We start from the raw sequence: 22370 nt of genomic DNA on the forward strand, positions 1-22370 counted from the left end.
ATCCCTACCTCCTCAAGAATGAGGAACGCAAACATGCAAATCACGCGCCAGCTCGGGACTTATTCAGCGTTGCCCTAGGGCATGGGAACCCGCAGCCTCGTAGTTCTTGCGCGAATCGTCATCAACCTTGAAGTAGAGGCCTCCATGCCAAGCCATGGCAAAGACATGATCTTGTCGATAGAGTGCAACGGCACCGAAAAGAGGCCGTGTCGTAATCTTTGCCCAGGACGAGAGCTGATCTACGTAATGGTCTGCAAGTGCTTGGGTTTTCTGGGATTGCTGGCTCTTGCTCACACACTGTCCTTCTTTGGCCTATTACGTACCGGCAGCGTTTGGACCACCAACTGGTAGGAAGTCTTGACTAGTTCCGTAATAAACCGCGGGGTGATACCCCGGCCTGCGCCTATGGAGATCCAGTGCCCCTTGTCCAGGTAGCGTCCAAAAGTCACCGTTTGGAAGTGATCGCGCAGCGCACTCGCATGGTCTGGATCGGCTTTTAGTGTGATGATCCTCTCGTCGGGATCATCGGTGACGATCATGAAAAGTTTGCCGCCGACCTTGTACACGTCCAGCTTTTCCACGAATGGGCGGCCGTTGCTCACACCGGGCAGTGATGCCGCTACTTCTTTAGCCAGCGGCTGAAGTTGGCGCTTCGAAAGGCTTCTTGTGCCTGACCTCTGGTCGCCGGAATCGCCCACGTTCATACGAACACCTTTCTCTATGAGCCTGTAGGACTAGCGTGTTTTCGTCAGAGGAGCACCTTTACGATTATCCATGCCGCTTCGGTCTACAACAGCTTTTCGAAGTCCGATGCAAACAAGTGCGTCGCCCCTCTATGCTGCCGCCAAAAGTGCGTCTTTTTCCTGCAAATGCCTGCGGAACCGGGTGGCATAGTCTTCCGCCACGGCCGCCTCAACGCTTGGGCGCCGAGCCAAAGCACAACGCCAATTTGCTACCCGGTTCAACCCATCAAACACAGGGTGGGTGGACTCGAAGTCAAGAATGTCGAAGTAGCGAAAGACCGGGGCAATTGCAGCATCGACCATGCTGAAGCCTTCTCCAGCGAAATAAGGACCGTCCGACATATCGACCTCAAACCGCTCCAGCTTCTGCCTGAAAGCGGCAGCTTTGGCACCGGCTGTCTCGGTGTCGGAGGCGTTCAGAAATCCCCATGCATCGGTCAAGGTGGCAGAAGCGAATTCAATCCACGCACGATGTTGTGCACGCAGTAGCGCATCCGCAGGGTGCAATGCTGGCGCGGGTTGCACATCTTCCACATATTCGCAGATTGCCACGCTCTCGAAGAGAACGGACTCGCGCTCGTCTGTGTGTAGAACTTTGAGCAATGGAACCTTGCCCGTTGGCGATATGGCAAGAAACCAGTCTGGTTTGGCGTGAAGGTCAACATTCACCCGATCGAAGGCGATCCTCTTTTCGTGCAACACGATGGCGACCCGCTGAACGAAGGGGCATAGGGGATGGCTGATAAGTGTCAGCTGTATTTGTGACATTGGAAGATGCCCTAAAAAATAAAGCCAGCTCCACGGAGATGGAGCAGGCGTCTCGCACAGATCTTAATTTTGAGACTTCAAGAGGTCCCCCGCGTTGTCGATCTGCTTGCGATCTTGGAATAGAGGATGGATGCTGCTGCGAGTGCCCATCCAGTTAGCCGTTGAGCGTGCGACCACCGTCAACGATGATTTCGGAGCCGACCGTCCATCGGGACTCGTCGGAAGCCAGGTACAGCACCGCCTTGGCTACTTCCTCAGGCGTGCCGAAGCGACCAAACGGAATGCTTGCGGCAATGTCCTTGTTGAGCTGATCGCGATAGGTCTCAGGAATGCCCATCTTGTCGTACAGCGGCGTTTCAACCGGGCCAGGACTGACGGCGTTGACGCGAATGCCACGCGCAAGCAATTCACCCGAAAGCGTCTTCGACATGTTCAGAAATGCAGCCTTGGTCGCGGCATAGACCGATGAATGCGCCGCGCCGACGTGCGCGCTGACCGACGTATTGAGCACCACCGATGCGGGGTTCGCGAAAACAGGCAACAGAGCTTGGATCAGGAAGTAAGGCCCCTTGACGTTGATGTCGAACGAGCGATCAAACATTTCTTCCGTCCACGCTTCGATCGGCAACCAGACGGAGACGCCGGCGTTGAGAAAGGCGATGTCGAGCTGGCCATAGTGCGCCTGGACGGCTTGCGCCAACGTCTTCTGCGCGGCCACACTGGCTGAGTCAGCGCGCAGTACCAGGACCTCGCTACCCAGCTCCGCCTGGGCCTTTGCGATGGAGTCCGGGTTGACACCGGTGACGATGACGCGGGCGCCTTCGGCGAGGAACTGCTTGGCCGTTTCCAGGCCAATGCCGCTGGTGCCGCCGGTGATGAGAGTACGTTTGCCTTGCAAGCGGGACATGAAAGTTCTCCTGTAGATGATTCGGGGTCAACCAACCTTGGCTAACCTGCCGTGGGGAGAACTATGCACTCATGCCTAAAATTTAATAAGATCGTATATTTGAATATATTTCATGCTTCAGTTGCATGAATAAAGGATTTCACGTGGACCGCTTTTTGTTGATGACATGCTTCGCTCGTGCCGTTGAGACGGGCAGCTTCTCCGCTGCGGGCCGCGACTTGGGCTTGGGACAGCCGAACGTCAGCCGCTATGTGGCGGCACTGGAAGACCATTTGCAAACGCGACTGCTGCACCGGTCGACGCGCAAGCTTGCCCTCACACCAGAGGGGGAACGCTACTACGCGGAAGCCCGGCGAATTCTTGACGCCGTGGACGAATCAGAGTCGTCGTTCAGGGAGAACGTCAACCCCTCCGGATTGCTGCGTGTTGCCTGTCCGACCGCGCTGAGCTATGCATTTGTGCTGCCGCATGTGCCCGCCTTCCTGGAGCGCTATCCAGGATTGACGCTGGACCTCCAGACCAATGACCGCTACGTGAATCTGGTCGATGAGGGGGCTGAACTTGCGATTCGGATCGGGCACTTGGAAGACAGCGCACTGCGCGCGCGCCGCATAGGTTTGTTCAAACGCGTGTGCGTTGCCAGCAAAGGATATCTCGCCAAACGCGGAGTCCCCGCTGCTCCCGACGATCTACGCTGGCACGATTGCGTGGTCTACACCCTGCTGTCGTCTGGTGCCACCTGGCGTTTCAGGGATATCGAAGTTCCGGTCACAGGCAGGCTTCGGGTCAGCTCACCCGAGGCCGCACGCGAATCTGTCAACGCGGGGCTAGGGGTCGGCCTTGGCCCGGAATGGTTGTTCGAAGACGGGCTGAAGAACGGGAATTTGCAATTGCTGCTGACAGAATATGACGCCCCGCCTGTGCCGATACAAATCATTTATGTGGCGAACAGACTTCTTCCGAAGCGGGCCATCGTCTTCATGGATTTCATCGCCGAAGCATTTTCGAGGGTTCCGGCACTCAACGTTCGCGAGTAAGCTCAATTGCAAAGAGATCGTGAACACGTTCTAAGAGCGGCTAACCAATACCCTATTGGCACTGACTCTGTAGCTGTTATCCATCGTGACCGCCTGCTTAAGGTCGTCATTGTGCTCACGGTGTAGTGCCCGCTATGCGGTAGCTCTGAACAGGTTCTACATGTTTTTATTGCGGAACAGGCCCAGCACAGCTGCCGCAGCCCAGGCCATCAGCCCGCCCAGCACCATGGCACTGGGCACGCCAAAACCATCCACCATTAGCCCACCCAGCAGCGCGCCGCTGGCCAGGGCGATCTGGAACACGCTGACTAACACCGCCTGGCCGGCTTCGGGCGCGTCGGGCACGGCCTGGATCATCCAGGCGGTCAGCGCCACCGGCAGCGCGCCAAAAGCCAGGCCCCAGGCGGCTACCACCATGTCGGCGCTGACGGCGCCGGGGCTACTCACTGCCGCGGCCAGCAATGCCATTCCCAGCAGGGCCGCTGGCGCGATCAAGGCCAGGCGCAGGTTCCACGCCACCAGCTTGCTGCCGATGAAGTTGCCGGCAATGCCCACCACGCCGTAGACCAGCAGCAAGACGACCACCACGGCGGGTTCCAGCCCGAAGACCTTCTCCAGCAGCGGCTTGAGGTAGGTGTAGGCAGCAAAGTGCCCCACGATCAGGAACGCTATGGCCACCAGGCCGACCTGCGCCATGCGTAGCCGCAGGGGCTTGAGCAGGTCTGCCGCACGCAGTGCACGCGCGGCGGGCAGGGCCGGCAGCAGCCACCACTGGGCCAACGTCACCAGCGCGGCTAGCACTGCCGTCGTGGCAAAGGCGCTGCGCCAACCGGCCAGGCTGCCCAGCAGTGCACCGGTGGGCACGCCTGCCACCGTGCCCACCGAAATACCCGCCAGGATGATGGCCATGGCGCGCGCTTGCGAGGCGGCCGGTACCAGCTGCCTGCCTATGCCCGGCGCAAAGGTCCAGAAGCCGCCCACGCAGATGCCCAGCAGCACCCGTGCGGCCAGCATCACGCCAAAGCTGGGTGCCAGTGCCCCGACCAGGTTGACCAAGGTCAGCAGCACGGTCAGGGCGATCATCACCAGGCGCCGGTCCAGCCGGCCCGAGGCCACGATCAGCGCGGGGCCGGCCACGGCAGCGACCAGGCCCGGCACGGTGACCATCAGGCCAGCATGGCCTACCGACACCTGCAGGTCTGCCGCGATATCGGTCAGCAGGCCTACGGGCAGGAACTCGGTGGTCACCATCGCGAAAGTGCCCACGGCGATGGAGCCTACGGCCAACCAGTTACGGGCCAGGCTGGGCGGGTTCCCGCCGGCCAGGCCGCGCGGGGCGGCAGGAGATGTGGATGGATGCATATTGCTATTTATTTAATAGCTGCTAGCGCAGGTATTGATTGCGCTGCAGCCATTTTCTGTTTGAATGCTGGGGACTTAAAGCGTTTTCGCCAGCACCGGTGGCACCACTTCCACGGCGGATTTGTTGGCTGCATCCCAGCCGCCGCCGAGTGCACGCACCAGCCCTACCGTGGCCTGGTACTGGGCAGAGCGCACACCCAAGGCCTGGCGGCGGTTGAGCAGCTCGCTGCGGCGTGCCTCCAGCAGGTCCAGCTGGCTGACCAGACCATTGCGGTAACGCGAATCCGACAGCACCGTGGCCCGGCTGGCCGAGGCCACTGCGCGGTCCTGCGCCTGGGCTTGCTGGTCCAGCAGGCGCAGGGCGGACAGCTGGTCTTCTACCTCCTGGAACGCTGTCAGCACCTGGCCACGGTACTGGGCGGTGGCACCGTCCAGCTGGGCGTTGGCGGCCTGCACGCCGGCTTCGCGCCGGCCACCGTCCAGCAGCGGTACTGACAGCAAAGCCCCTATGCCCCAGGCACGGGCCGACCACTTGAATACGTCGCCGAGCTCGGGCGATGCATAGCCGCCGGCGGCGGTCAGCGACACGCTGGGGAACCAGGCCGTCTGTGCCACGCCCACGCGGGCTTGGGCGGCAAGCAGATTGCTCTGTGCGGCGGCTACGTCGGGGCGGCGCGCCAGTACCGTGCCGGGTACGCCAGCGGGTATCACGGGCAGGGCGGTGCGCCAGTCGGACGTATCCAGGTGGAAGCTAGACGCCGCGTCGCCCACCAGCACGGCCAGTGCATGTTCCAGCGTGGCGCGCTGGCGGTCCAGTGCCAGGGCATCGGACTCGGTGGCGGCTACCTCGGTCTGCACGCGCACCACTTCCAGCTCGGCTACGTCACCGGCGCGGAAGCGGCTTTGCGTCAGCTGCAGCGTGTCCTGGTAGGCATCCACCGTGGCGCGCACCAGGGCACGCTCGGTGTCCAGCGCCCGCAGCGACAAATAGGTTTGTGCCACATTGGCCTGCACCAGCAGACGCGTGCTCTGCAGCAGCGCGGCGCGGGCCTGGGCGTCCAGACTGGCGGCGTCGGTGGCGCGCGCCAGCTTGCCGAACAGGTCCACCTCATAGGACAGCTGCGCGTTGGCGCTGATCAGCGTGCTGGGTACGCTGCCATTGGTGGTATTGGCGCCGGCCTGGCGGGTGGCGCCCGCGCCCAGGCCTAGCTGTACCGATTTGTCGGCCTGGCTGCTTTGCAGCAGTGCCTGGGCTTGGGCGAGGCGGGCGGCGGCTTCGGCAATGCCGGTGTTGTGCAGGCTGGCTCGCTCTACCAGCGTGTCCAGCGTGGGGTCGGCAAAGGCCTTCCACCAGGTGCCGCGGTCGCGGGCTTCGGCCGGGCTCAGGGCCGTCCACTGCGCGCCTTCTTTGAAGGCCGCGGGTGCGGCGGCGATGGCAACCGGGTCCACTGCGGGGACGCTGGCGCAACCGGCCAGCACCAGGGCGGCTAGCAGCGGTGCCAATGCATGGTTAAAGAATGTCATGGTGTTTCTCCGTTCTTACAGGGGCGCGGCAGGCAGTGGGCGGGCCGAGCCACCACCGCCATGGGGCAGCGTGGGCAGGGACGCAGCTGTTTCGATGTGGCCGACTTCGCCGTGGTGTTTCAGGGCGCGGTTGCCGGCCAGGCGGCGCATCAGTACGTAGAACACCGGCGTCAGGAACAGGCCAAAGGCCGTCACGCCAATCATTCCAGCGAACACCGCCACACCCATGGCCGAGCGCATTTCGGCACCCGCACCTGTGGACAACACCAGGGGCAGCACGCCCATGATGAAGGCCAGCGAGGTCATCAGAATGGGGCGCAAGCGCAGGCGGCTGGCTTCGATGGCGGCCTGTACCGGCGTGCGGCCTTCAAACTCCAGCTCGCGGGCGAATTCGACGATCAGGATGGCGTTCTTGGCGCTTAAGCCCACCAGCACGATCAGCCCGATCTGGGTGAACACATTGTTGTCCCCACCGTGTATCCACACGCCGGTCATTGCGGCCAGAATGCCCATGGGCACGATCAGGATGATGGCCAGCGGCAGCGTCAGGCTTTCATACTGCGCGGCCAGCACCAGGAACACCAGCAGGATGGCCAGCGGGAACACCAGCAGGGCGGAATTGCCGGCCAGGATTTCCTGGTAGGTCAGCTCGGTCCACTCGTAGCTCACGCCCTTGGGCAGGGTTTCGGCGGCGATGCGGTTGATGGCATCCTGCGCCTGGCCGGATGAAAAGCCGGGGGCCGGGCCACCGTTGATGTCAGCGGCCAGGTAGCCGTTGTAGCGCATGGCGCGTTCCGGGCCGAAGCTGGAGTTCACCTTCATCAGTGCCGAGAGAGGCACCATTTCACCGGTATTGGAGCGCACCTTTAGCAGGCCCACATCTTCAGCCCGTGCGCGGTAGGGCGCATCGGCCTGCACCCGCACGGTGTAGGTGCGGCCAAATTTGTTGAAGTCGTTGGCGTACAGGCTACCCAGGTAGATCTGCATGGTGTCGAAGATGTCAGTCACCGGCACACCCAGCTGGCGCGCCTTGGTGCGGTCGATGTCGGCATACAGCTGCGGCACGTTGACCTGCCAGCTGGTGAACATGCCGGCCAGCTCGGGCGTCTGGTAGGCCTTGGCCATGAAGGCTTTCACGGCCTTGTCCATCTCGTCATAGCCCAGCGAGCCACGGTCTTCCAGTTGCAGCTTGAAGCCACCGGTGGTGCCCAGGCCGGCCACGGGGGGTGGCGGGAACATCACGATGAAGGCGTCCTGGATGCTGCCGAAAGCCTGGTTCAGCTGGCCGGCCACGGCGCCGCCACTCTGGTCGGCGCGCTTGCGTTCTGCGAAGGGCTTGAGCGTGGCGAACACGATGCCTGAGTTCGAGCTGTTGGTGAAGCCGTTGATCGACAGGCCGGGGAAGGCGATGGCGTCTTCCACGCTCGGGTTCTTCTTGACGATCTCGCCCATGCGTTTGATCACGTCTTCGGTGCGGTCCAGCGTGGCGCCGTCGGGCAGCTGGGCGAATCCGATCAGGTATTGCTTGTCCTGCGCCGGCACAAAGCCGCTGGGCACGGCCTTGAACAGGCCGAAGGTGACGGCGATCAGCACCAGGTACATCACCATCATCAACGCCTTGCGGCCGATGACGCGCTTCACGCCGCCGCTATAGGCTTCCGAGCCACGGTGGAAGAAGCGGTTGAAGCCGCGGAACAACCAGCCCAGCGCCTTGTCCATGCCGCGCGTCAACGCGTCTTTGGGCGCGTCGTGGCCGCGTAGCAGCAGGGCGGCGAGTGCTGGCGACAGGGTCAGCGAGTTGATGGCCGAGATCACCGTGGAGATGGCAATCGTCACCGCGAACTGCTTGTAGAACTGGCCCGTCAAGCCGCTGATGAAGGCCAGCGGCACGAACACCGCCACCAGCACCAAGGCGATGGCGATGATGGGGCCGGACACTTCCCGCATGGCCTTATAGGTGGCGTTGCGCGGGCTCAGGCCGGCCTCGATATTGCGCTCCACGTTCTCCACCACCACGATGGCGTCGTCCACCACGATGCCGATGGCCAGCACCAAGCCGAACAGGCTCAGGGCGTTGATCGAGAAGCCCAGGATGTGCAGCACGGCAAACGTGCCCACCACCGACACCGGTACGGCCAGCAGCGGGATGATGGACGCGCGCCAGGTCTGCAGGAACAGAATCACCACCAGCACCACCAGAAACACGGCCTCCAGCAGGGTGTGCACCACCGATTCAATGGAGGCCCGCACGAACTGCGTGGGGTCGTAGGCGATGCGGAACTCCACGCCCTCTGGCATGTTTTTCTGCAGCTCGTCCATGGTCTTGCGCACATTGGTCGAGATGTCCAGTGCGTTTGAGCCTGGTGCCTGGAACACGCCCATGCCCACGGCCGGGTCGTTGTTCAGCAGCGAGCGCAACGAGTAGTCGGCCGCACCCATTTCCAGCCGGCCAATGTCGCGCAGGCGGGTGACGGCGCCATCGGCACCGGTCTTGACGATGATGTCGCCAAATTCTTCTTCACTCTGCAAGCGCCCTTGGGCGTTGATTGACAGCTGCATGTCCACACCCGCCAGGCCGGGCGATGCACCCACCACACCGGCGGCGGCTTGCACGTTCTGGCCACGGATGGCGGCCACCACGTCACTGGCCGACAGGCCGCGCTGCGCGACCTTTTGCGGGTCCAGCCAGACGCGCATGGAATAGTCGCCGCCGCCAAATATCTGCACCTGACCCACACCCTGGATGCGCGCCAAGCGGTCTTTCACATTCAGTACCGCGTAGTTGCGCAGGTAGTTCATGTCGTAGCGCTTGTTGGGCGAAGCCAGATGCACCACCATGGTCAGGTCCGGTGCGCTCTTGACCGTGGTGACGCCCAGGCGGCGCACTTCTTCGGGCAGGCGCGGCTCGGCTTGGGAGACACGGTTTTGTACCAGCTGTTGGGCCTTGTCGGGGTCGGTGCCTAGTTTGAAGGTGACGGTCAAGGTCATTACGCCGTCGGTCGTGGCCTGGCTGCCCATGTAGAGCATGCCTTCCACGCCGTTGATGCTTTCTTCCAGCGGCGTGGCCACAGTTTCGGCGATCACCTTGGGGTTGGCGCCCGGGTACTGGGCGCGCACCACCACGGAAGGTGGTGCGACCTCGGGGTATTCCGAAATCGGCAGGCTGCGCAACGCGATCAGGCCGGCGATCAGCATCAAGAGCGACAGCACGCCCGCGAAGATCGGTCGGTCGATGAAAAATTTAGACAAATTCATGGGGTTGTTCTCTGAAGATTCCGATCAGGACTGGGTTGCCGCCCCAGCTTTTGCTTGGGCTTCGGGCTTTCCATCCATGGGTACCAGTTGGGGCGCAATCAGCGCGCCGGGTCGCACCCGTTGCAGGCCGTTGACGACCAGCTTTTCACCGGCGACCAGCCCCTTGCTGACGACGCGCAGGCCGTTGACCGATGCGCCCAGCGTTACCTCGCGGTAGGCCACGGTGTTGTCGGCGCCAACCACCATCACAAATTTCTTGTCCTGGTCGGTGCCTACGGCGCGCTCGTTCACCAGCAGCGCGGTTTCGGCCTGGGTCTGGCCCATGCGGACGCGGGCGAACTGGCCGGGCATCAGGCTACCGTCCTTGTTGTCGAACACGGCGCGGGTGCGCACCGTGCCGCTCTTGGCGTCCACCTGGTTGTCTACCAGCTGCAGCTTGCCGGTGAAGGGCGTGTCGCTGGTGGCGGCGGTGCCCATTTGCACGGGAATGCTCTCAATGCCGCGCGTGCCGTCTGGCCCGTGCAGGTCTTTCAGCGCACGGGCAATCACGCGTTCGTCGGCGTCAAAGCTGGCGTAGATGGGGCTGATGGAGACCAGCGTGGTCAGCACCTGTGCGCCGGGGCCGGCGGCCACCAGGTTACCCACGGTCACTTCCAGCTTGCCGACGCGGCCCGACACCGGCGCGCGCACCTGGGTGTAGTCCAGGTTCAGGCGGGTGGTTTGCAGGCCGGCCTGGGCGGCGCGCAGATTGGCCTGGGCTTCACGCAGGCTGTTGCCGCGCTCGTCCAGCTCGCGCTGGGCGATTGCGTGCTCGTCCCATAGGCGCTTGGAGCGTTCGAATTCGCTGTTGGCCTGCGACACGCGGGCCTGGGCGGCGGCCAGCTGGGCGTCGCTGCGGTCTACCTCGGCGGCATACGGGGCGGGGTCGATGGTGAACAGCAGATCGCCCTGTTTCACCAGCGCGCCTTCGCGGAAATGCACGGACTGCACAGCGCCAGCCACACGGGAGCGGATGTCTACCCGCTGCACGGCTTCCAACCGGCCTGAGAACTCGCTCCAGGCGTTGACCTGGCTCTCGGTCACGGTAGCGACCGAGACCGGAATGGCCTGTGGCGCTGCCGGTGACAGGCCGGCTTCGGCCGGGGTGCTTTGCAGGCCGAAGACGATGGCGGCGGCCGCTGCCACAGCGGTCAGGGAGACGGCGGCAGTCCACAGTGTGCTGCGCAGGGGGAAGGCGGTTTTGGAGCTCATAGCAGTCTTTCAGAGAGGATGGAAAAAACGGTGGACCATGCGGCGGCCCGCCCGGACCCACAGGGCCGGGAAAAACGGGTTACAGAGGAGGGCGGTTCAGCGCGCTAGCGTCAACAGCTTCCGGGCTTGTCGGGGCTGGCCTGCTGGGACGGCAGCGTGGCTTCGAAGAAGGCGCGGAACTGTTGCTGCAGGTCCGCCGCACAAGGGCATTCGGCGATCAGCGGGGTGTACAAGGCATCGGGCCAGCCCTTGGCATTCGTCACCAGATTGAAGCTGGCTGCGATGCCGGCACTGCGCAGCCGCTCGGCATAGGCCCGAGCTTCGTCGCGCATGGGGTCGTCTGCACCGCTGAGCACCAGGGTGGGCGGCAGGTCGGCCAGACGGCGGGCTACGCCGGGTACGGCATAGGGGTGCTCGGCGTCCATCGGGCAGCGCAGGTACTGCTGCCAGCCATCGGCCCATTTACAGCCGGTAGCAGCACCGGTGCTGGCCCGCAGCGACGCCGTGCCTACGCAGGGGTCGAGCATGGGCGACAGCAGAATCTGCCCGGCCAGCGGCGGGTGGCCACGGTCGCGTGCCATCATGGCCACGGCGGCGGCCAGGTTGCCACCGGCTTCTTCGCCGGCCAGGAAAAGGCGGGCGCCCTGGCCGGCCAGTTTCACGCGGTGTTTGTAAACCCATTCCAGCGTGTCGTAGCCCACTTCTACGCCCTGTGGAAACGGGCTCGCTGGCGCCAGCGGGTAGGCCAGCGAGACCACTACCGCCCCGGCGCTGGCCAATAGCCGTGCCACCGTGGCGCCGTTGTCCAGGCCGCCCGCCACAAAGGCGCCGCCATGGAAGTGCAGCACCAGCGGCGCGGCACCGCCGGGTACGCGCTTGCCGTACATGCGCACATCCACCGCGGGCCGCTGCGGCAGCGCGATGCAGGCGTCGCTTTCGGTGGGCTGTGTGGGCCGGGTGGTTGTGGGGCGAGAGACCATGGTGGTGTTTTCAGTAAATCGCAGGTGGTGCGGGAATGTGAAGTAATGTAGTGCGCATGGTTTATTGGATAAAGATGGAGTTTTGCGAGTTCTCTGTTTCTAATCCAGCAACAATAGGCCATCTTTACCGTGCGAAGATGCGATCCGCTCTGGCACGAGGTCTGGGCAAGGAAGGACTATGGACCAGATACTGACCATGCGTGTCTTTGCCCGGGTGGTGGAGGCAGGCACTTTTACCAAGGCCGCCGACTCGCTGGCGCTGCCCAAGGCCACGGTCACCAAACAGATCCAGCACCTGGAGTCGCGCCTGCGCGTCAAGCTGCTGCACCGCACCACGCGCCGCGTGTCGGTCACGCCCGACGGCGCCGCCTACTACGAGCGTGCGTCCCGGCTGCTGGCCGACCTGGACGAGCTGGAAGCCAGCATGGGCAATGCCCAGACCACGCCGCAAGGGCGCTTGCGGGTGGATGTAGGCTCGTCTGTGGCGCAACTGCTGGTGATACCGGCACTGCACACTTTTTATGCGCGTTACCCCGACATCCAGCTGGACCTGGGGGTCAGCGACCGCCCGGTGGACCTGATCGGCGACAACGTGGACTGCGTGATACGCGGCGGTGAGCTGCTGGACCAGTCGCTGGTGGCGCGGCGCATTGGCAACCTGCCGTTCATGTCCGTGGCTTCACCCGAATACCTGCGCCGCCATGGCGTACCCTTGCACCCGCTGGATCTGGAGAAGGGGCACTACATGGTGAACTTCTTTTCGCCCCGCACCGGGCGTTTGATGCCGCATGACTTTGAGAAAGACGGCGAGACTATTGAGCTGGCCAGCCCGCACCGTATTTCCGTCAACGAAAGCAATGCCTATATGGCGGCTGTGCTGGCCGGCCTGGGCGTGGCGCAGTTGGTGAGCTTCATGGCCGCGCCACATCTGGCCAGCGGTGCACTGGTGCAGGTGCTGCCCGAGTGGTCGATCCGAACCGTGCCGGTCTACGTGGTGTACCCGCCGAACCGCCACCTGAGCGCCAAGGTGCGCTCATTTGTGGACTGGGCGGCTGAGCTGTTCAGCCAGAACCCGCTGTTGCGCTAGTTTAAATTTACAAGGTTTTTAGGCCGCTGGCGCAGCTTCTATCTGCGCGAGTAGCTATGAAATATATAGCGCTTGTGGGCAATCCACTTTACCCCTTGGTTGAACGTTTACCCGGCTGCAGCAACTCGCGCATGGCCTGCAGCGGCAGTTCGCGGCTGCGGCCCCGGCGGAACACCAGCGAAAACTGCGACTGGTAGCCGAACTCGGCCGGTAACAGTACCTTCAGCCGCCCCTGCTCCACCCAGGACTGGGCGTAGTGTTCGGGCAGGTAGCCTATGTAGCCGCCCGAAAGGATCAGAATCAGCTGCGCCTCCATGCTCTCTACCGTGGCCACGCTGCGCTTGAAGCCATGGCGGCCCAGCTCGGTCTGGCTCCAGTAGCTGCGGCTGACTACGTTCAGCTCCGACACAAAGGCCGGCTGCACCGCCCGCTGGTGGAAGCAGGGGTGGCGGTCGCTGCAGTACAGCCACTGCTGCTCCCGGTACAGCGGGTGGTAGATCAGGCCATTCGCCTTGGCGGGGAAGAAGCCCACGGCAATGTCCAGCTCGTTGTCCAGCAGGCCCTTCTGCAGCTCATAGGGGCTGCGTATCAGCAGGCTCAGGTGCATGCCGGGGAATTTGCTGGAAAACACGCCAATCGCCTGGGCCAGCGGCAGCGAGACGTCGGTCACCGTGGTGTCGAGCACGCCCATCTTCAGGGTGCCGCCCAGCTCGCCCTTGAGCGACTGGGTATACAGATCAAAGCTGTCCAGCTCGCCCAGCACGCGCAGGGTTTCGGACAACAGCAGCTCACCCTTGGGCGTTAGCGCAAAGCCACCGCGCCCGCGCCGGCACAGGCTGAAGCCGACCTGGGCCTCCAGCTGGGTCATATAGGTGCTGATGGCCGAGGTGGTCAGGTTCAGCTCCTGCTGTGCGCGGGCAAAGCCTTGGTTGCGCGCCACGCTGGCAAAGATGCGCAGCAGCTTGAAGTCGGTGCCAGGGGGAGTAGCCATGCTGTTTAGTTGTGAAAAGTCGAAACTGATTATTTGTTTTCTACTATTTTTTCATAACCAGGGCTGGCTAAAGTTCAACCCAGTTTCTGGCTTCCAGTTCCAAAGGTCCCCGCGAGATGTCCAAAGTTCTTCACCAACCCCAGGGCGGCAACGAGATGCCGCGCTTTGCCGGTCGCTCCACCATGATGCGCCTGCCCGCCATGGACAGCGCAGCCGGCCTGGACGTTGCCTTCATCGGCGTGCCACTGGACATCGGCACCTCGCTGCGCGCTGGCACCCGCTTCGGGCCGCGCCAGATCCGCGCCGAGTCGGTGATGATCCGGCCCTACAACATGGCGACAGGGGCGGCGCCGTTCGACTCGTTGTCGGTCGCCGACATTGGCGACGTGGCCATCAACACCTACAACCTGCTGGAGTCGGTGCGCATCATTGAGGAAAGCTACGACAGCGTTTTGCAGCACCCGGTGATCCCGCTGACGCTGGGGGGCGACCACACCATCACATTGCCCATCCTGCGGGCCATTGTGCGCAAGCACGGCCCGGTAGGCCTGGTGCATGTGGACGCGCACACCGATACCAATGACGACATGTTTGGCGAGAAGATTGCCCACGGCACCACCTTCCGCCGTGCGGTGGAAGAGGGCCTGCTGGATTGCAAGCGCGTGGTGCAGATCGGCCAGCGTGCCCAGGGCTATTCCAGCGGCGACTTCCAATGGGGTGTGGACCAGGGCTTTCGCCTGGTGCAGGCCGAGCAGTGCTGGTACCAGTCGCTGGCGCCGCTGATGGCCGAGGTGCGCACCCAGTTGGGCAGTGGCCCGGTGTATCTCAGCTTTGACATTGACGGCATCGACCCCGCCTGGGCCCCCGGCACCGGTACTCCCGAAGTGGGCGGCCTGACCGCCATCCAGGCGCTGGAAATCGTGCGCGGCTGCAAAGGACTGAACCTGGTCGGCGGAGACCTGGTGGAGGTGTCGCCACCCTATGACCTCAGCGGCAATACCTCGCAACTGGCAGCGAACTTGCTTTACGAAATGCTGTGCGTGCTGCCCGGCGTGGCGTACCGCTGAGATAAGACCATGGAACTTAAGATTTTTCGCTCTACCTGGGGCGCAACCACGGACATGGCGGCCTGTGTGGAGCAGTTGCGCGAAGCCGGCTGCACGGGCCTGGAAGCCCGCCTGCCCCTGGATGCGGTGGCTCGGCGTGTGCTGCGCGATACCCTTCGTGCCGAGGCGCTGGACTACATTGCCACCGTGTTCACCGGCGCCGATGTAATCCCGCGCCAGCAGGACGGCCCCGAGGTGCATCTGCAGCACCTGGCCCGCGCCTTCGATGCAGCGGCAGACATAGCACCCCGTTTCGTGAATCTGCTGGCCGGCAACGACCGCTGGCCCCTGACTGCGCAGGTGGACTTTCTGGGCCGGGCCCAAGCCCTGGCAGATGCGGCGGGCATTGCCTGCACCTTCGAGACGCACCGTGCCAGCTCGCTGTACAGCCCCTGGGTCACACTGGACATAGCTCGCCAGTTGCCCCAGCTGCGCTACACCGCCGACATCAGCCATTGGGTGGTGGTGTGCGAGCGTTTGCTGGACGACCCGCTGGACGACTTCCAGCCATTCATCGACCGCGTGCACCATATCCAGGCCCGTGTGGCCTATGCCCAGGGCCCGCAGGTGCCCGACCCGGCCGCGCCTGAGTACGCGCCCGAGCTGGCGTTCCATCAGCGCTTCTGGGAATCCATCTGGGCTGTGCAGCGTGCCCAGGGCTACACCACGGCCACGCTGACCCCCGAGTTCGGCCCGGACGGCTATATGCATCTGCTGCCGTACACGTGCAGCCCGGTGGTCGACCTGTGGTCGGTCAACCGCTGGATGGCGCTGGAGGAGCGGCGCCATTTTGAACGCTGGTTGCAACACAACCTCTCTCAAACCCACACCGCGGCAGGACTCTGAGCATGCAACCCGGACAACGTAATTTCACGGCCTTGCCCGTGATCAATATCAGTGGCCTCTACAGCGATAGCCTGGCCCAGCGCCAGACAGTGGCCGATGCCCTGGGCCAGGCGGCACGTGACGTCGGCTTTTTCTACATCGTTGGCCACGGCATTGATTCCCAGCTGATCGCCGGCCTACGCGAGGCCAGCCGCACTCTCTTCGCCCAGCAGATGGAATGGAAGATGCGTTACTACATCGGCGAATCCTGGGGCCACAAAGGCTATGTGCCCGAAGGCGAAGAGGTGTATTCCAAAGGCCGGCCCGACCACAAGGAAGCCTTCGACATCGGCTTTGAAGCACCGAACGACCACCCGCTGGTGCTGGCCGGCACGCCGCTGATCGGCAACAACAAATGGCCGGATCTGCCCGGCTTCAAGGCCGCAGTGGCCAGCTATTACGCGGCGGTGTTCGCCCTCGGTCGCCAGCTGTTCCGTGGCTTTGCCTTGTCGCTGGGCCAGCCGGAAGATTTTTTTGAGGCCATGGTGACCTGCCCGCCGTCCAAGCTGCGCTTGATCCATTACCCCGTGGACACCGAGGCGGTGGATGCGCCCGGCATAGGCGCGCACACCGATTACGAGTGCTTCACGCTGCTGCTGGCCGACCAGCCCGGCCTGGAAGTGATGAATGACCAGGGTGTCTGGGTTGACGCTCCGCCGTATTCCGAGGCTGGTGAAGAGGCTTTTGTGATCAACATCGGTGACATGCTGGAGGTGATGACCGCCGGCGCTTTCCCCGCCACCTCGCACCGCGTGCGCAAGGTGCAGCACGAGCGCTATTCCTTCCCGCTGTTTTTTGCCTGCGATTACCACACGCGCATCCGCCCGCTGCCGCAGTTTGCCCGTGTATCTGCGAGCACCAGCTACAGCGAGCTGTCGATCGGCGACCACATGTATTCGCAGGCCCAGCAGACCTACACCTACCTCAAACGCAAGGTAGAGGCCGGTGAAATCGCCCTGCCCGAAGGTGCGCTGAAGCCCAATAGTTTCGGCCACCTGAAGTCCCAGGCCATTGCCTGAACCCCGTTTCGCTTCCGTTATTTGTCCACCCACCCCAGGAGTTAACCACCATGATGAAAACCATCCGTACCGCGTCCCTGCACAGCAGCCTGTTGGCTCTGGCATTGGCAGCCTTGCTGCCGGCCGCTGCATTTGCCCAAACCCTGACCCCCGGCCAGATCAAGGTCGGCATGGAAATCACTTACCCACCGTTTGAATCCTGGCAGGGCGACAAGGTCGTGGGCTTTGACCCCGATGTGGCTGAGATGCTGAGCAAGGACATGAAGACCAAGCCGGCTTTCGTGGACACCAAGTTCCCCAGCCTGATCCTGGGCCTGGGCAGCGGCCAGTTTGATACCGTAATCTCCGGCATGTACATCACCCCCGAGCGCACAGCCCAGGCCGATGCGATTGCCTATGCCCGCACCGGCGCTTCCATCATGGTGGCCAAGGATGGTGGCGTAACGCCGAAGACCGAGCAGGAGCTGTGCGGTATGAAGGTAGGCTTGCAAGCCGGCACCAGCTGGGTTAAGGCCCTGGCCAAGCTGTCCACTGAGTACTGCGTGCCGAACGGCAAGCCCGCCGTGGCCGTGAGCGAGTTCCCCACCGCGCCTGAGGCGTCGCAAGCGCTGCTGTCGAAGAACATCCAGGCCCAATTGGAAATTGCCGGTGCCGCCAAGATGCTGGCAGAACGCAGCAAGGGCCGCATCACCATCAGCTCGCCCGCGCTGGTCTATCCACAAACCCTGGGTATTTACGTGAAGAAGGGCAACACCGCGCTGTACCAGTCGCTGGAGAAAGCCTTGGCTGCCGCCCAGGCCAGCGGCGAATACGCAGCGCTGATCAAGAAGTACGACCTCGAGCCAGTAGCCTCGAAATAGGACTCACCCCCAGGCTGCAGCGCTGCGCGTCTTTCGCCAACCCCCCTCCCATCAGTTTGTAAAACTGATGGGACACGCAGGGGGCAACACCAGCAGCCTGGCAAAGCCAGTTCTGCGGTGTTTCTGGCGGAAGTGCGTTCTGTGAGCAGCGTGGAGGAGTAATTAATTTAAACCGAGTGGCACGGCGTTGATGCGCCTGCTGGAGCCTGCATATGGAATTGGATTGGCCGTATTTCTTCTCTCTGTTTTCCATGGGGGTGTTCTGGCGGGCCTGCGTAACGGTCGTCGAGCTGGGCTCGCTGTCCTGGGGGCTGGGCCTGGTGCTGGGCTTTTTGGTGGCCTGCGCGCGCATTGCCGAGTCGCGCTGGATCAGCGCGGCGGCCGCATTTTATGTGTGGCTGTTTCGCAGCGTGCCGCTGCTGGTGCTGGTGGTGTTTGTGTTCAATCTGCCGCAGATATTCCCGGCCAGCCGCAGCATCATTGGTGAACCCTTCTTTGCCGGCCTGCTCGCCATGGTGCTGACCGAGGCCGCCTATATGGCCGAGATCCATCGTGGCGGCCTGCTGTCGGTGGCCAAGGGCCAGCGCGAGGCGGGCAAGGCGCTGGCGATTGGCCGCTTTGGCGCCATGCGCCTGATCGTGATTCCGCAGGCTTTTCGTATCGCCCTGCCCACGCTGATCAACGAATACGTCACCATCATCAAGCTGACCTCGCTGGTGTCGGTGATCTCGCTGCCCGAACTGTTGATGACCGGCCTGCGCCTGTATTCGCAGAACTTTCTGGTGATGGAAACCCTGCTGGCCGTGGCCGTGTACTACGTGTTTCTGGTCACTATCTTCAGCACCCTGTTCAGCTGGCTGGAGAAGCGGCTGGACCTGCACACGCGCCAGCCCGTGACACTGGACGCCGCTGCGTGTACCGCGCTGCGCGGTGAGCTGGGTGGTCCGGTAGCCTTGCAGCCGGTGGTGGCCGCAGCCGGTACGCCTGCCGCCCTGGAGCTGCGCAATATCCATAAGGCCTACGGGCCGCACCAGGTGCTCAAGGGCATAGCGCTGCAGGTGGCAGCGGGCGAGGTGATTTCCATCATCGGGCCGTCTGGCTCGGGCAAGACCTCGCTGATCCGCACCATCAACGGCCTGGAGAAAATCGACCAGGGCGAGATCATTCTGTTTGGCGAAAACTATATCCACGCCAACGAGCCTTTGGACAGCAGCCGCGTGCGCAAAGGCATTGGCCGTATCGGCATGGCCTTCCAGAATTTCAATTTGTTCCCGCACCTCACCGTGCTGGACAACGTCTGCCTGGCGCCGCGCTACCACCAGCAGCCCGCAGATGCGCTTTTGCGCCGCACCCGCGCGCTGCAGCTGCTGGACAAAGTGGGCCTGCTGGCGCACCACCAGAAGTACCCCCACCAGCTCTCCGGCGGCCAGCAGCAGCGCGTGGCGATTGCACGTGCCCTGGCCATGGAGCCCGACGTGATGCTGTTCGACGAGCCCACGTCCGCACTCGACCCCGAGCTGGTGGGCGAGGTGCTGAAGGTGATCCAGGACTTGGCGCAAGAGGGCATGACCATGGTGATCGTGACCCACGAGATGGATTTCGCCCTGGCCATCTCCGACCGCGTGCTGTTCATGGAGAACGGCCTGGTCCAGCTCGACGCCACCCCGCAGCAGATTCAACAACCCGACGCGCCTAGCGCCACGACAGAGCGTGTGCGCAAATTCATGGGACTGGACGCTTGATATGACCGTAACGACTGACGAAGCCACCCTGCGCCGCGACCTGGCCGCCGCCTACCGCCTGGCCGCCCTGTTTGGCTGGGACGACACGCTCTACACCCACTTCTCTGCGCGCCTGCCGTCCATTGGTGGAGAGGATGACGGGGAAGAGCGCTTTCTGATCAACCCCTTTGGCAAGATGTTTGACGAGGTCTGCGCCAGCGACCTGCTGGTGGTGGACATGCAGGGCCGCGTGGTGTCTGGCGGCGCCGACTACAACGTGGCCGGCTTCACCGTGCACAGTGCTGTGCACATGGACGGCCAGAACGCACATTGCGTGATCCATACCCACACCCTGGCTGGCATGGCAGTAGCGGCCTGCGACGGTGGGTTGCTGCAGTTGAACCAGATCAGCGCCGAGTTTTATGGCCGGGTCGGCGTGCATGCCTACGAAGGCGTGGCCTTCGACCTGGGCGAGCGCTCCCGCATCCAGCAGGCGCTGGGCAATAACATCGCGCTGATCCTGCGCCACCACGGCCTGTTGTCCGTGGGTGCCACGGTGGCCGATGCGTTTTGCATCATGTACTACCTGAACCGCGCGTGTGAAATCCAGATGGCGGCCAGCCAGATGGCCGCTACCGCCGGCCCGGTCAGCGCCATGCCCACCCACCTGAGCCAGCATGCCTGCGAACAGCTGCAAAGCGTGGAGCATGAGCGCCAGATACTCTGGCAGGCCTGGCTGCGCAAGTTGGACCGCATCGACCCTTCTTACCGCAACTGACAAACTGAACCGACTATGCCGACTCTGCTGGTGTGCAGCGATACCGATGATTTGGGCGGGCTGCATGCCGCCTTCCGTGCAGAGGCCGAGCGCCACTGGCCCGATGTGCAGGTACGCCTGTGGCCCGATGTACCCGACCCGGCTGACGTGGTGGCCCTGGCCGCCTGGTTCCCGCCGCGGGGCTTGGTGGAAAGCCTGCCGAATCTGCGCCTGGTGTGCTCGATTGCGGCGGGCGTGGAACACATACTGCAGCGCCTGCCGGGCGTGCAGCTGCCCGTCACCCGCATGGTGGACCCCGGCCTGGCCGTGGGCATGGCCGAGTACGTGCTGTGGTCCGTGCTGTACTACCACCGCGCGCTGGACCAAGCGCTGCAGCAGCAAGTGCAGCGCGTGTGGCAGATGCCGGTGCAGAAGACGCCCGCCCAGACCCATGTGGGCGTGATGGGCCTGGGCGTGCTGGGCGGCCATATCGTGCAGGTGCTACGTGCCCAGGGTTTTGAAGTCAGCGGCTGGTCGCGTTCCGACCATGCCGTCGATGGCGTCGCCACCTATGCCGGGCCTGCAGGGCTGGACGCATTCCTGCGTCAGCCCGACATCCTGATCTGCCTGCTGCCGTTGACGCCCGAGACCCGCCACCTGCTGGGCCGCGAGCTGTTCAGCCGGCTCAAGCCCGGCGCGGCCCTGGTGCATGCCGGGCGTGGCGAGCATCTGGTGGTGGACGATTTGCTGCAGGCGCTGGACCAGGGCACGCTGCGCGGCGCCGTAGTCGATGTGTTTGCGCAGGAGCCGCTGCCGGCATCCAGCCCGCTGTGGGCGCACCCGCGCGTGGTGGTGACGCCGCATATGGCCTCGGGTGCGCAGGCCAGCGTGATCGTGGCGCAGATTTTTGACAATCTGCAGCGCATACGCAGCGGCCAGCCGCTACTGAATCCGGTGGATATGGCCGCAGGCTACTGATACCACCAGCCCACGAAGGCCATCACCGCACTGACCGTCACCAGGCCCAACACGGTGGACACGGCCACGCTGGCGGTGATCATTTCTTCCTTGGTGCGGTAGCGTTGCGCGAACAGGAATACGTTCGCGCCCATGGGCATGGCGCCCGCCACCACCATCACCATCAGCGACAAACCATGCAGGCCCAGCAGCCAGCCAAACAGCACCACCAGCGCCGGATGTAGCAGGTTTTTCGCCAGCGCCAGTCCCAGCGCAGGGCGCAGCTGTGGCCCAACCCGGTTCTGCGCCAGGGTGATGCCCACCATCACCAGGGCCACCGGGCTGAAGGCCTGGCCCAGCAGCATCAAAGGCGTGTCTATCACTGCTGGGATGGTCCAGCCAGTCTGGGCAAACAGCAGGCCGGCCATGATGGGAATGGGCACAGGGTGCAGCACCGCATTGCGCACCGCCTGCCAGACCAGCACCGCCACATGGTGCTGGGGGCCGCCGTTGCGGGCGTTTTCGCGGGCTACGGCCAACTCCACCGCCACAGTGGCCAGGGTCAGCAGCACCAGGGCGTGCAGGGAGATCAGGGTCAGCAGCGTCACCATGCCCGGCGGCCCGTAGGCTAGGCCGATCAGGGGGATGCCGATCATGGACGTGTTGCTATAGGTGCTGGCCATGCCCAGCACGGCGGCCGTGCGGTTAAAGCCATAGACCAGTAGCGTGCCCGCAAAGATGACCCCCGCGCCCAGGAAGTAAGCCGCTACCGGCTTCAGACTCAGGTCCTGCACATGCACCACGCTCATGGAGCGGAACAGCAGGGCCGGCGACAGCAGCAGAAACACCAGGTTGGACAGGTCTTTCACCGAGCCTGGGCCTATCCACTGGCGGCGGCCGGCGATCCAGCCCAAGGCGATCAACAGGACCACGGGGAGCAGGGAGGAGACGATGGGGTTGTTCACGGGCGCGGGCGACAGAGTGCAAAAGCAGAGGCCCACAGTGTAAACAACGCCCTTTTTTAGCTTTTTATGCTATTGAATATGTAGCTGGTTGCGCAGTAGGTATAAGCGTCGCACGGATTTTTTCCTGATTAGCTACCTGCCTCAGACAGACTTGAATTTTGGTTCAGATGCGCCATACTGGTGTTTCATCCAGTT

The 22370-nt window shown here is 63.3% G+C and carries 20 protein-coding genes; 9 read left to right on the forward strand and 11 right to left on the reverse strand.

What is annotated here, in order from left to right; all coding sequences use genetic code 11:
* Positions 1 to 63: 63 nt before the first annotated feature.
* The 4 genes from AC07VY_RS25635 to AC07VY_RS25650 all read right to left on the reverse strand — a co-directional run bounded on the left by AC07VY_RS25635 (position 64) and on the right by AC07VY_RS25650 (position 2418).
* Positions 64 to 294, reverse strand: a complete 231-nt coding sequence (locus AC07VY_RS25635) for a TfoX/Sxy family protein (protein ID WP_495100003.1) — start codon at positions 292 to 294, stop codon at positions 64 to 66.
* A complete protein-coding gene (locus AC07VY_RS25640) occupies positions 291 to 704 on the reverse strand; it encodes an MmcQ/YjbR family DNA-binding protein (RefSeq protein WP_495100002.1) in 414 nt (137 codons plus the stop codon). Before AC07VY_RS25640 ends, AC07VY_RS25635 begins: the two co-directional genes overlap by 4 nt.
* A gap of 129 nt (positions 705 to 833) precedes the next feature.
* A complete protein-coding gene (locus AC07VY_RS25645) occupies positions 834 to 1511 on the reverse strand; it encodes a glutathione S-transferase family protein (RefSeq protein WP_495100001.1) in 678 nt (225 codons plus the stop codon).
* 154 nt (positions 1512 to 1665) lie between these two features.
* Entirely contained in the window at positions 1666 to 2418 is a 753-nt protein-coding gene (locus AC07VY_RS25650; protein WP_495100000.1) for an SDR family oxidoreductase, read from the reverse strand.
* 125 nt (positions 2419 to 2543) lie between these two features.
* Here AC07VY_RS25650 and AC07VY_RS25655 point away from each other — a divergent pair, with 125 nt between their 5' ends.
* On the forward strand, positions 2544 to 3455 hold the full coding sequence (locus AC07VY_RS25655; RefSeq protein WP_495099999.1) for a LysR family transcriptional regulator: 912 nt from the start codon (positions 2544 to 2546) through the stop codon (positions 3453 to 3455).
* Between the two features lie 156 nt (positions 3456 to 3611).
* Here the strand turns inward: AC07VY_RS25655 and AC07VY_RS25660 are convergent, their stop codons facing one another.
* From AC07VY_RS25660 to AC07VY_RS25680, 5 genes are all read right to left on the reverse strand, one after another.
* Positions 3612 to 4817, reverse strand: coding sequence for an MFS transporter (locus AC07VY_RS25660; protein WP_495099998.1), 1206 nt, complete (start codon positions 4815 to 4817; stop codon positions 3612 to 3614).
* A gap of 75 nt (positions 4818 to 4892) precedes the next feature.
* Complete coding sequence (locus AC07VY_RS25665) at positions 4893 to 6341, reverse strand: efflux transporter outer membrane subunit (protein WP_495099997.1); 1449 nt, start codon at positions 6339 to 6341, stop codon at positions 4893 to 4895.
* 15 nt (positions 6342 to 6356) lie between these two features.
* Complete coding sequence (locus tag AC07VY_RS25670; RefSeq protein ID WP_495099996.1) at positions 6357 to 9596, reverse strand: efflux RND transporter permease subunit; 3240 nt, start codon at positions 9594 to 9596, stop codon at positions 6357 to 6359.
* Between the two features lie 24 nt (positions 9597 to 9620).
* Entirely contained in the window at positions 9621 to 10847 is a 1227-nt protein-coding gene (locus AC07VY_RS25675) for an efflux RND transporter periplasmic adaptor subunit (RefSeq protein ID WP_495099995.1), read from the reverse strand.
* Positions 10848 to 10957: 110 nt separating this feature from the next.
* Positions 10958 to 11827, reverse strand: coding sequence for an alpha/beta hydrolase (locus tag AC07VY_RS25680; protein WP_495099994.1), 870 nt, complete (start codon positions 11825 to 11827; stop codon positions 10958 to 10960).
* A 178-nt stretch (positions 11828 to 12005) separates the two neighbouring features.
* Here AC07VY_RS25680 and AC07VY_RS25685 point away from each other — a divergent pair, with 178 nt between their 5' ends.
* Positions 12006 to 12914 carry a LysR family transcriptional regulator gene (locus AC07VY_RS25685; RefSeq protein ID WP_495099993.1) on the forward strand — a complete coding sequence of 303 codons (909 nt, stop codon included), beginning with the start codon at positions 12006 to 12008 and terminating at the stop codon, positions 12912 to 12914.
* An 88-nt stretch (positions 12915 to 13002) separates the two neighbouring features.
* Here AC07VY_RS25685 and AC07VY_RS25690 read toward each other — a convergent pair whose 3' ends face one another.
* A complete protein-coding gene (locus AC07VY_RS25690; RefSeq protein WP_495099992.1) occupies positions 13003 to 13905 on the reverse strand; it encodes a LysR family transcriptional regulator in 903 nt (300 codons plus the stop codon).
* Between the two features lie 116 nt (positions 13906 to 14021).
* On the opposite strand from AC07VY_RS25690, the gene speB reads away from it, so the two are divergent.
* The 7 genes from speB to AC07VY_RS25725 all read left to right on the forward strand — a co-directional run bounded on the left by speB (position 14022) and on the right by AC07VY_RS25725 (position 21231).
* Positions 14022 to 14972: an agmatinase gene (speB, locus tag AC07VY_RS25695; protein WP_495099991.1), complete on the forward strand. Its 951-nt coding sequence runs from the start codon at positions 14022 to 14024 to the stop codon at positions 14970 to 14972.
* Positions 14973 to 14981: 9 nt separating this feature from the next.
* Positions 14982 to 15857: a sugar phosphate isomerase/epimerase family protein gene (locus AC07VY_RS25700; RefSeq protein ID WP_495099990.1), complete on the forward strand. Its 876-nt coding sequence runs from the start codon at positions 14982 to 14984 to the stop codon at positions 15855 to 15857.
* A 2-nt stretch (positions 15858 to 15859) separates the two neighbouring features.
* Positions 15860 to 16915, forward strand: a complete 1056-nt coding sequence (locus AC07VY_RS25705) for an isopenicillin N synthase family dioxygenase (RefSeq protein ID WP_495099989.1) — start codon at positions 15860 to 15862, stop codon at positions 16913 to 16915.
* A 50-nt stretch (positions 16916 to 16965) separates the two neighbouring features.
* On the forward strand, positions 16966 to 17775 hold the full coding sequence (locus AC07VY_RS25710) for a transporter substrate-binding domain-containing protein (protein WP_495099988.1): 810 nt from the start codon (positions 16966 to 16968) through the stop codon (positions 17773 to 17775).
* Positions 17776 to 17987: 212 nt separating this feature from the next.
* Positions 17988 to 19517 (forward strand): amino acid ABC transporter permease/ATP-binding protein, encoded by a 1530-nt coding sequence (locus AC07VY_RS25715; protein WP_495099987.1) that lies wholly within the window; start codon positions 17988 to 17990, stop codon positions 19515 to 19517.
* 1 nt (position 19518) lies between these two features.
* On the forward strand, positions 19519 to 20274 hold the full coding sequence (locus tag AC07VY_RS25720; protein WP_495099986.1) for a class II aldolase/adducin family protein: 756 nt from the start codon (positions 19519 to 19521) through the stop codon (positions 20272 to 20274).
* 15 nt (positions 20275 to 20289) lie between these two features.
* Positions 20290 to 21231 carry a 2-hydroxyacid dehydrogenase gene (locus AC07VY_RS25725; protein WP_495099985.1) on the forward strand — a complete coding sequence of 314 codons (942 nt, stop codon included), beginning with the start codon at positions 20290 to 20292 and terminating at the stop codon, positions 21229 to 21231.
* Here AC07VY_RS25725 and AC07VY_RS25730 read toward each other — a convergent pair.
* On the reverse strand, positions 21225 to 22175 hold the full coding sequence (locus AC07VY_RS25730) for an AEC family transporter (RefSeq protein WP_495099984.1): 951 nt from the start codon (positions 22173 to 22175) through the stop codon (positions 21225 to 21227). The two genes, AC07VY_RS25725 and AC07VY_RS25730, sit on opposite strands and share 7 nt — an antisense overlap.
* Positions 22176 to 22370: the final 195 nt, after the last annotated feature.

It is taken from the genome of Rhodoferax sp. GW821-FHT02C08 (genome assembly GCF_059421805.1).

Excerpts from the sequence above, each read along its gene's own strand:
- AC07VY_RS25715 (WP_495099987.1), top strand. The coding sequence starts at position 17,988 with ATGGAATTGGATTGGCCGTATTTCTTCTCTCTGTTTTCCATGGGGGTG.
- AC07VY_RS25700 (WP_495099990.1), top strand. The coding sequence starts at position 14,982 with ATGGAACTTAAGATTTTTCGCTCTACCTGGGGCGCAACCACGGACATG.
- AC07VY_RS25640 (WP_495100002.1), bottom strand. The coding sequence starts at position 704 with ATGAACGTGGGCGATTCCGGCGACCAGAGGTCAGGCACAAGAAGCCTT.
- speB (WP_495099991.1), top strand. The coding sequence starts at position 14,022 with ATGTCCAAAGTTCTTCACCAACCCCAGGGCGGCAACGAGATGCCGCGC.
- AC07VY_RS25655 (WP_495099999.1), top strand. The coding sequence starts at position 2,544 with ATGAATAAAGGATTTCACGTGGACCGCTTTTTGTTGATGACATGCTTC.
- AC07VY_RS25645 (WP_495100001.1), bottom strand. The coding sequence starts at position 1,511 with ATGTCACAAATACAGCTGACACTTATCAGCCATCCCCTATGCCCCTTC.
- AC07VY_RS25665 (WP_495099997.1), bottom strand. The coding sequence starts at position 6,341 with ATGACATTCTTTAACCATGCATTGGCACCGCTGCTAGCCGCCCTGGTG.
- AC07VY_RS25675 (WP_495099995.1), bottom strand. The coding sequence starts at position 10,847 with ATGAGCTCCAAAACCGCCTTCCCCCTGCGCAGCACACTGTGGACTGCC.
- AC07VY_RS25705 (WP_495099989.1), top strand. The coding sequence starts at position 15,860 with ATGCAACCCGGACAACGTAATTTCACGGCCTTGCCCGTGATCAATATC.
- AC07VY_RS25650 (WP_495100000.1), bottom strand. The coding sequence starts at position 2,418 with ATGTCCCGCTTGCAAGGCAAACGTACTCTCATCACCGGCGGCACCAGC.
- AC07VY_RS25690 (WP_495099992.1), bottom strand. The coding sequence starts at position 13,905 with ATGGCTACTCCCCCTGGCACCGACTTCAAGCTGCTGCGCATCTTTGCC.
- AC07VY_RS25710 (WP_495099988.1), top strand. The coding sequence starts at position 16,966 with ATGATGAAAACCATCCGTACCGCGTCCCTGCACAGCAGCCTGTTGGCT.
- AC07VY_RS25725 (WP_495099985.1), top strand. The coding sequence starts at position 20,290 with ATGCCGACTCTGCTGGTGTGCAGCGATACCGATGATTTGGGCGGGCTG.
- AC07VY_RS25720 (WP_495099986.1), top strand. The coding sequence starts at position 19,519 with ATGACCGTAACGACTGACGAAGCCACCCTGCGCCGCGACCTGGCCGCC.
- AC07VY_RS25680 (WP_495099994.1), bottom strand. The coding sequence starts at position 11,827 with ATGGTCTCTCGCCCCACAACCACCCGGCCCACACAGCCCACCGAAAGC.
- AC07VY_RS25670 (WP_495099996.1), bottom strand. The coding sequence starts at position 9,596 with ATGAATTTGTCTAAATTTTTCATCGACCGACCGATCTTCGCGGGCGTG.
- AC07VY_RS25660 (WP_495099998.1), bottom strand. The coding sequence starts at position 4,817 with ATGCATCCATCCACATCTCCTGCCGCCCCGCGCGGCCTGGCCGGCGGG.
- AC07VY_RS25685 (WP_495099993.1), top strand. The coding sequence starts at position 12,006 with ATGGACCAGATACTGACCATGCGTGTCTTTGCCCGGGTGGTGGAGGCA.